Genomic DNA, 6,632 nt, shown 5'->3' on the forward strand with positions numbered 1-6,632 from the left:
GTCAGTTTCCTTTGGGGAACTTCAGTTTCGACAGATCGAGGTTGGCCAGTCCCGGTGGCAGTTCGTCGAGCCCCTTGGGCATGTTCGACAGATCCGGGAAGCCTGCAGGCATGCCGGGCGTACCCGCGCCGAGGGGATTGCGCACCTTCGGCTGAGTGGGCCCCTTCCCCTTCTTGCCCTTCTGCTTGTTCTTGCCTTTGGCCGCTTTGCGCGATCCGGATTTACGCGCGAACGGCATGCCCATCTGGCCGGCCATCTGCGACATCATCTTGCGGGCGTCGAAGAAGCGGTCGACGAGTTGGTTGACCTCGGACACCGCGACACCGGAGCCGTTGGCGATGCGCAACCGACGCGAGGCGTTGATGATCTTCGGGTCGGCACGCTCCTGCGGCGTCATCCCCCGGATGATCGCCTGCACGCGGTCGAGTTGGTTGTCGTCGACGGCCGCCAGCGCGTCCTTCATCTGGCCCGCGCCCGGCAGCATGCCGAGCAGGTTGCCGATCGGACCCATCTTGCGGATCGCGAGCATCTGTTCGAGGAAGTCCTCCAGCGTGAGCTCGCCGCTGCCGATCTTGGCCGCGGTCGCCTCCGCCTGCTCGGCGTCGAAATGCTGCTCGGCCTGCTCGATGAGCGACAGCACGTCGCCCATCCCGAGGATCCGGCTGGCCATCCGGTCAGGATGGAAGACGTCGAAGTCCTCGAGCTTCTCGCCGCTCGACGCGAAGAGAATCGGTGCACCGGTGACCTCGCGTACCGACAGCGCGGCGCCACCTCGCGCGTCGCCGTCGAGCTTGGTGAGCACGACGCCGGTGAATCCGACGCCCTCGCGGAACGCGTCGGCGGTGGTGACGGCGTCCTGGCCGATCATCGCGTCGAGGACGAACAGGGTTTCGTCGGGCTGGACGGCGTCACGGATCGCCGCGGCCTGACCCATCAGCTCCTCGTCGATGCCCAGGCGGCCTGCGGTGTCGACGATGACGACGTCGTAGTGCTTGGCCTTGGCCTCCGCCAGACCGGCCGCCGCCACCGACACCGGGTCGGCGGTCCCCTTCACCTCCGGGGCGCCCGGTGCGGTGCCTGGGTGCGGGGCGAAGACGTTGACGCCGGCCCGCTCACCGACGATCTGGAGCTGACTGACCGCTCCGGGGCGCTGCAGGTCGCAGGCCACCAGCAGAGGTGTATGCCCTTGTGCCTTCAGCCATTTGGCCAACTTGCCGGCAAGTGTGGTCTTACCGGAACCTTGGAGGCCGGCGAGCATGACCACCGTCGGCGGGGTCTTGGCAAAGGTGAGCTGGCGGGTCTCGCCGCCGAGGATTCCGATGAGCTCCTCGTTGACGATCTTGACGACCTGCTGGGCCGGGTTCAGCGCACCCGAGACCTCGGCGCCCTTGGCGCGTTCCTTGATGCGGCCGACGAACTCACGCACCACCGGCAGCGATACGTCGGCTTCCAGGAGCGCGAGCCTGATCTCGCGGGAGGTGGCGTCGATGTCGGCGTCGGTGAGCCGGCCCTTGCCGCGCAGGCCCGAGAGCGCGCCGGTCAACCGGTCGGACAGGGATTCAAACACGAGGCCAGACTACTTGTCCGTACCGGTGCTGCCCGGCTAGCCCACCGAGCAGGCCTTCAGCCACGTCAGGACAGCCCTGTTCAGCTGGCTTCCTCGACCTGTTTGACCGGCGGCGCGGGCAGCACGGCGTACAAGTCACGTTCCAGCGTCTGCGCAAGGGCCTTGCCCGCGCTGCCCGCAGGCAGCACGACCCCGAAGACATCGACGACCGAGGAGCCCAGCGTCGTGACCTTGGCCCACGCGATATCGACGCCGGCGCGTTCGAACACCGCCGTGAGCAACGACAACATCCCGGCTCTGTCGGTGGCCCTGATCTCGGCGACCACCTGTCCTGAGTTGCCCACATCGTGCCAGAGGACCCGGGGAGGTGCGGCCGGGGCGTTGATCGGGACCGCGGCGCGTGCCTCGCCCGCCCTGCCGGCGGTCGCGGTGTCGATGCCGCGCTGCTCGAGGGTCCCGACCACGTCGAGTTCTCCCTCCACGGCGAGGATCAGTTGCTGGCGTAGCAACTCCGCCGCCGGTGGGGTCCCGAAGTGCGGAGAGACGACAAACGTGTTGATCGCCGAACCCCCGTGCGAATTGACCGATGCCGAGTGCACCCTCAGCGAATTCAAAGCCAGCACACCCGCCGCTTTGGACAGCAGACCCCGACGATCCGGAACCGCCATCGTGACGCTGTAGATGTGGGAGTTGTCGACCGGCGACAGCTCGACGTACACCCGCCCCTCGGTGGCCAGCGAGAGGAACCGTGGCTCAACGGGATCGGGCTGCGGCAGTGGTTCACCGGCCATCACCAACCGGCAGCGCCGGACCAGATCGCCGATCAGCGAGGCCTTCCAGTCACCCCACACGCCCGGGCCGGTGGCCAGGGAATCAGCCTCGGCGAGAGCGTGCAGCAGTTCCAGCACCACGGTGTCGCCACCCAGGGCCTCCACGACTGCGGTGATCGTCTGGGGGTCCTGCAGGTCACGGCGGGTGGCGGTCTGCGGCAACAGCAGATGATGGCGCACGACCTTGGACAGGATGGTGATGTCCGAGGGCCACAGCCCCAACCTCGTGCCGATCTGGGTGGCCAGTTCGGCCCCGATCACGCTGTGGTCTCCGCCGCGGCCCTTGCCGATGTCATGGACCAGGGCGCCGAGCACGAGAAGATCGGGGCGAGACACCCTTGTCGTGAATGCGCTTGCCCGGGAGACGGTTTCGACCAGATGCCGGTCTACCGTCCAGATGTGGACGACGTCGCGGGGAGGTAGGTCCCGGACCGCCCCCCACTCCGGGAACAGCCGGCCCCACAGCCCCGTGCGGTCGAGCGCTTCGATGGTGCCGACCGCCGACGGTCCGGCGGCCAGCATGACGAGCAGGTCCTTGAGCGCCTGGCGCGGCCAGGGGGTGCGCAACTCGGGCGCGGTTTCGGCCAGTCGCCCCAAGGTCGAGCCGGCCATCGGTAGTCCCGTGGTCGCCGATGCGGCGGCGACCCGCAGTATCAGGCCGGGGTCACGCTCGGGACGGGCGTCGCGGGCCAGGATCACCTCGCCGTTGAACTCGATGACACCTTCGTCGATCGGACGGCGCACCGGCCTGCGCAGTGCCGACAGCCCGCGGCGGGGCAGCGAGTTGGCCGCCGTCCGAATGCCGGCGTCGACGTAGTAGCTGACGGTGCGTGCGGCATCGGAGAGCATCCGGGCCAGGTCGAACCGGTCGCCGATGCGCAACGACGCGCCGATCTCGTCGGCATGCTGGGCCAGCAGCAGCTCGCGGCCACGGCCTGCCACCCGGTGCAACTCGGTGCGGACATTGAGCAGCGAAAGGTGAGCTTCGCCAAGGGTTTCCGTCGGTGAGGCCAGCGATCGGCTGGGATACACGTCGGCCAGTTGCGCGATAGCCAGCGCGTTGAGCAGTTGGACGTCGCGCAGACCACCTCTGCCGCACTTGAGGTCGGGCTCGGCCCGGTGCGCGATCTGGCCGCTACGCTGCCAACGCGCGCGGGTGTGCTCGACGAGTTCGTCGAAGCGGGGGCCGATTCCGGTGCGCCACTGGCTTCGGGCTCCGCCGATGAGCAGTGAGGACATGTCGGCGTCGCCGGCGATGTGCCGGGCCTCGAGCATGGCCAGGCCGGCGGAGATGTCCTCCCCGGCGACCTTGAGGGCCTGCGGGACGGTCCGGACGCTGTGGTCGAGCCGAATATTGGCATCCCACAACGGGTACCACAGCAGCTCGGCGACCTCGCCGACGACATCGTCGGGCATGTTGTCGTGCAGCAGCATCAGATCGAGATCCGAGAACGGCAGGATCTCGCCCCGGCCCAGACCTCCCGTCGCCACGATCGCGAAGCCACTGTTGGCCGTGATGCCGATCTCGGTCGCCTTCGTGGTGAGCCAGAAGTCGTAGAGATCGAGCAGTGCGTTTCGCAACGCCGCGGAGTCGAGATGGCGGGACCCTCCGGTCAGGAGCTGCCCGGCGGCGGCGACGAGATCGGTTGCAGGACGCGACGAACCCGCCGCCGGGCGCTCCCATCTGGGGGCTCCGGCGGCGGGCTGTCGATTCTGTCCTGTCATGAGTTGTCCTCTCCGGCACTTACCGATCTAGCGCTGTTCCGTACAAGTGCCGGGAGACGACCGCTCATTCCACGATGTCGAGTTACAGGGCGTCGGACCCCCGCTCACCGGTGCGCACACGAACGACGGTGTCGACCGGGCTGACCCACACCTTGCCGTCGCCGATCTTGCCGGTGCGAGCGGCCTGGACGATCACGTCCACGACCTTGTCGACTGCGGCATCGTCGACGACGACCTCGACACGCACCTTCGGGACGAAGTCCACCGAGTACTCCGCACCGCGGTACACCTCGGTGTGGCCCTTCTGACGACCGTAACCCTGAACCTCGCTGACGGTCATCCCGAGAATGCCCGTCTGTTCGAGACCGGTCTTGACATCCTCCAGCGTGAACGGCTTGACGATCGCTGTGATCAGCTTCATTTAGTGGATCCCTTCGCAGCCATTGTGAATGCCTCTACCCATAGTTCCCGATCAGACGAGTTCATAAGCGGTTTCCGCATGCTCGGTCTCGTCGATGCCGGTGTCCTCGTCCTCCTTGGACACCCGCCAGCCCAGCGGCTTGACGGCGAAGGCGATGATGGCGGTCAGGACCGCGGTGAACACGAGTGCCACCACAGCGATGACGACCTGCACGACCAGCTGCTGGAAGTTGCCGCCGGTGAAAAGACCGGTCTCAGTGGCGAAGAACCCGAGCGAAACGGTGCCCCACAGTCCGGCGACGAGGTGCACGCCGACGACGTCGAGCGAATCGTCGTAGCCGAACTTGTATTTCATCCCGATCGCCAGCGAGGACAGCACACCTGCGACCGCACCGACGACAAGCGACCAGATGGGCGTGAGGCTGCCGCACGCCGGCGTGATGGCGACCAGACCAGCGACCACACCCGACGCGGCGCCCACACTGGTGGCGTGGCCGTCACGGATGCGCTCGACCACCAGCCAGGCCAGCATCGCGGCCGCGGTGGCAGCGGTGGTGTTCACCCACACCAGGCCCGCGAGCATATCGGCGGCGCCTTCGGAGCCGACGTTGAAGCCGAACCAGCCGAACCACAGGATCGCCGCACCCAGCATCACGAACGGGATGTTGTGCGGGCGGAAGGCGGTTTTGCCGAATCCACTGCGCTTGCCCAGCAGGATTGCCAGCACGAGCGCGGCCATACCGGCGTTGATGTGCACCACGGTGCCGCCGGCGAAGTCGATGGGTGCGACGTTGGCGCCGCCCTCCTCGTCCACGCCGAACATCCTGGCCGCGAGGCCCTGATCACTGGCCGACAGCAGGCCACCGCCCCAGACCATGTGCGAGAGCGGGAAGTACACCAGCGTGACCCAGAGTCCGCCGAACACCAGCCAGGTGCCGAACTTCATCCGGCCTTCGACCGCACCCGAGATCAGCGCGACGGTGATCACCGCGAAGGTCAGCTGGAACGCCACCCAGACGATCGCGGGCACCGTACCGAATCCGCCGGAGACGAAGGTGTCGACACCACCGATCTCGCGCACCTCGGCAAGTTGGTTGACGCCGAAGAGTGCAAAGGGGCTGTCGAAGAAGAGACCGGGATCCTCGCCGGTATGCGCCGAGGAGAAGGACATCGAGTAGCCCCACAGCACGTAGATGACGCTGACCAGGCCCAGCGAGCTGAACGACATCATCATCATGTTGAGGACGGACTTCTGCCGGGACAGGCCGCCGTAGAAGAATGCCAGACCGGGTGTCATGAACAACACCAGCGCGGCGGACGTGAGTACCCATGCCGTATCACCGGCGCTCAGGCCGTCAGGCCCGAACGGCAGAAACATGTCGTCCGGTATGGCTAGGGCTACATCGTGCAAGCCAACCACTTTGTGTGAACCTCCTTGGGGATGACGGCCGACAGGATCGGCCTCCCGAAGAGACTCTTAGGCATGCGTTTCACCTGTGATGCTGTTGTGTTTCTTCTGCGTGAACGGATTCGCCCAAATCGTTACGCTCGTGTTTCGCTGACCAAGATCAGCAAAATCCGGCTCCGCGTGAAAGGATTACCGTCCCGCGTTGCTGCGTCGGGCGGGTCAGCCCAGAAGCGCGTCGACGAACGCGGCCGGCTCGAACGGCGCAAGGTCGTCTGGTCCTTCGCCCAAACCGACGAGTTTGACCGGCACGCCGAGCTCCTGTTGAACACGGAACACGATGCCGCCCTTGGCGGTGCCGTCCAGCTTGGTCAGCACCACCCCGGTGATGTTGACGACCTCGGCGAACACCCGCGCCTGCGGCAGGCTGTTCTGGCCGATCGTCGCGTCCAGCACGAGCAGCACTTCGTCGACCGCCGCGCGCTTGCTCACAACTCGTTTGACCTTGCCGAGCTCGTCCATCAGCCCGGTCTTGGTGTGCAGCCGGCCGGCGGTGTCGATGACGACGACGTCGGCCCCGGTGGTGATGCCGGTGTCCACGGCGTCGAACGCCACCGACGCCGGGTCGGCGCCCTCGGGGCCACGCACGACCTGTGCGCCGACGCGTGACGCCCACGTCTGCAGC

4 protein-coding genes and 1 pseudogene are annotated in these 6,632 nt (G+C 66.9%); all 5 read right to left on the reverse strand.

From position 1 onward, the window contains the following. Nucleotide 1: 1 nt before the first annotated feature. Complete coding sequence (ffh, locus tag WA965_RS06540) at nucleotides 2–1,567, reverse strand: signal recognition particle protein (RefSeq protein WP_526299622.1); 1,566 nt, start codon at nucleotides 1,565–1,567, stop codon at nucleotides 2–4. 80 nt (nucleotides 1,568–1,647) lie between these two features. Further along, a complete protein-coding gene (locus WA965_RS06545) occupies nucleotides 1,648–4,122 on the reverse strand; it encodes a [protein-PII] uridylyltransferase (RefSeq protein WP_526299624.1) in 2,475 nt (824 codons plus the stop codon). Between the two features lie 82 nt (nucleotides 4,123–4,204). Beyond that, nucleotides 4,205–4,543 (reverse strand): P-II family nitrogen regulator, encoded by a 339-nt coding sequence (locus WA965_RS06550; protein WP_159228836.1) that lies wholly within the window; start codon nucleotides 4,541–4,543, stop codon nucleotides 4,205–4,207. A 51-nt stretch (nucleotides 4,544–4,594) separates the two neighbouring features. Further along, nucleotides 4,595–5,920: an ammonium transporter gene (locus WA965_RS06555; RefSeq protein WP_526299626.1), complete on the reverse strand. Its 1,326-nt coding sequence runs from the start codon at nucleotides 5,918–5,920 to the stop codon at nucleotides 4,595–4,597. 249 nt (nucleotides 5,921–6,169) lie between these two features. Then, nucleotides 6,170–6,632 (reverse strand): annotated as a pseudogene (locus WA965_RS06560) (signal recognition particle-docking protein FtsY); the annotation flags it as partial.

This window comes from Mycobacterium sp. (genome assembly GCF_049683935.1).
Lineage (GTDB): Bacteria > Actinomycetota > Actinomycetes > Mycobacteriales > Mycobacteriaceae > Mycobacterium.

Excerpts from the sequence above, each read along its gene's own strand:
- WA965_RS06550 (WP_159228836.1), bottom strand. The coding sequence starts at position 4,543 with ATGAAGCTGATCACAGCGATCGTCAAGCCGTTCACGCTGGAGGATGTC.
- WA965_RS06555 (WP_526299626.1), bottom strand. The coding sequence starts at position 5,920 with ATGTTTCTGCCGTTCGGGCCTGACGGCCTGAGCGCCGGTGATACGGCA.
- WA965_RS06545 (WP_526299624.1), bottom strand. The coding sequence starts at position 4,122 with ATGACAGGACAGAATCGACAGCCCGCCGCCGGAGCCCCCAGATGGGAG.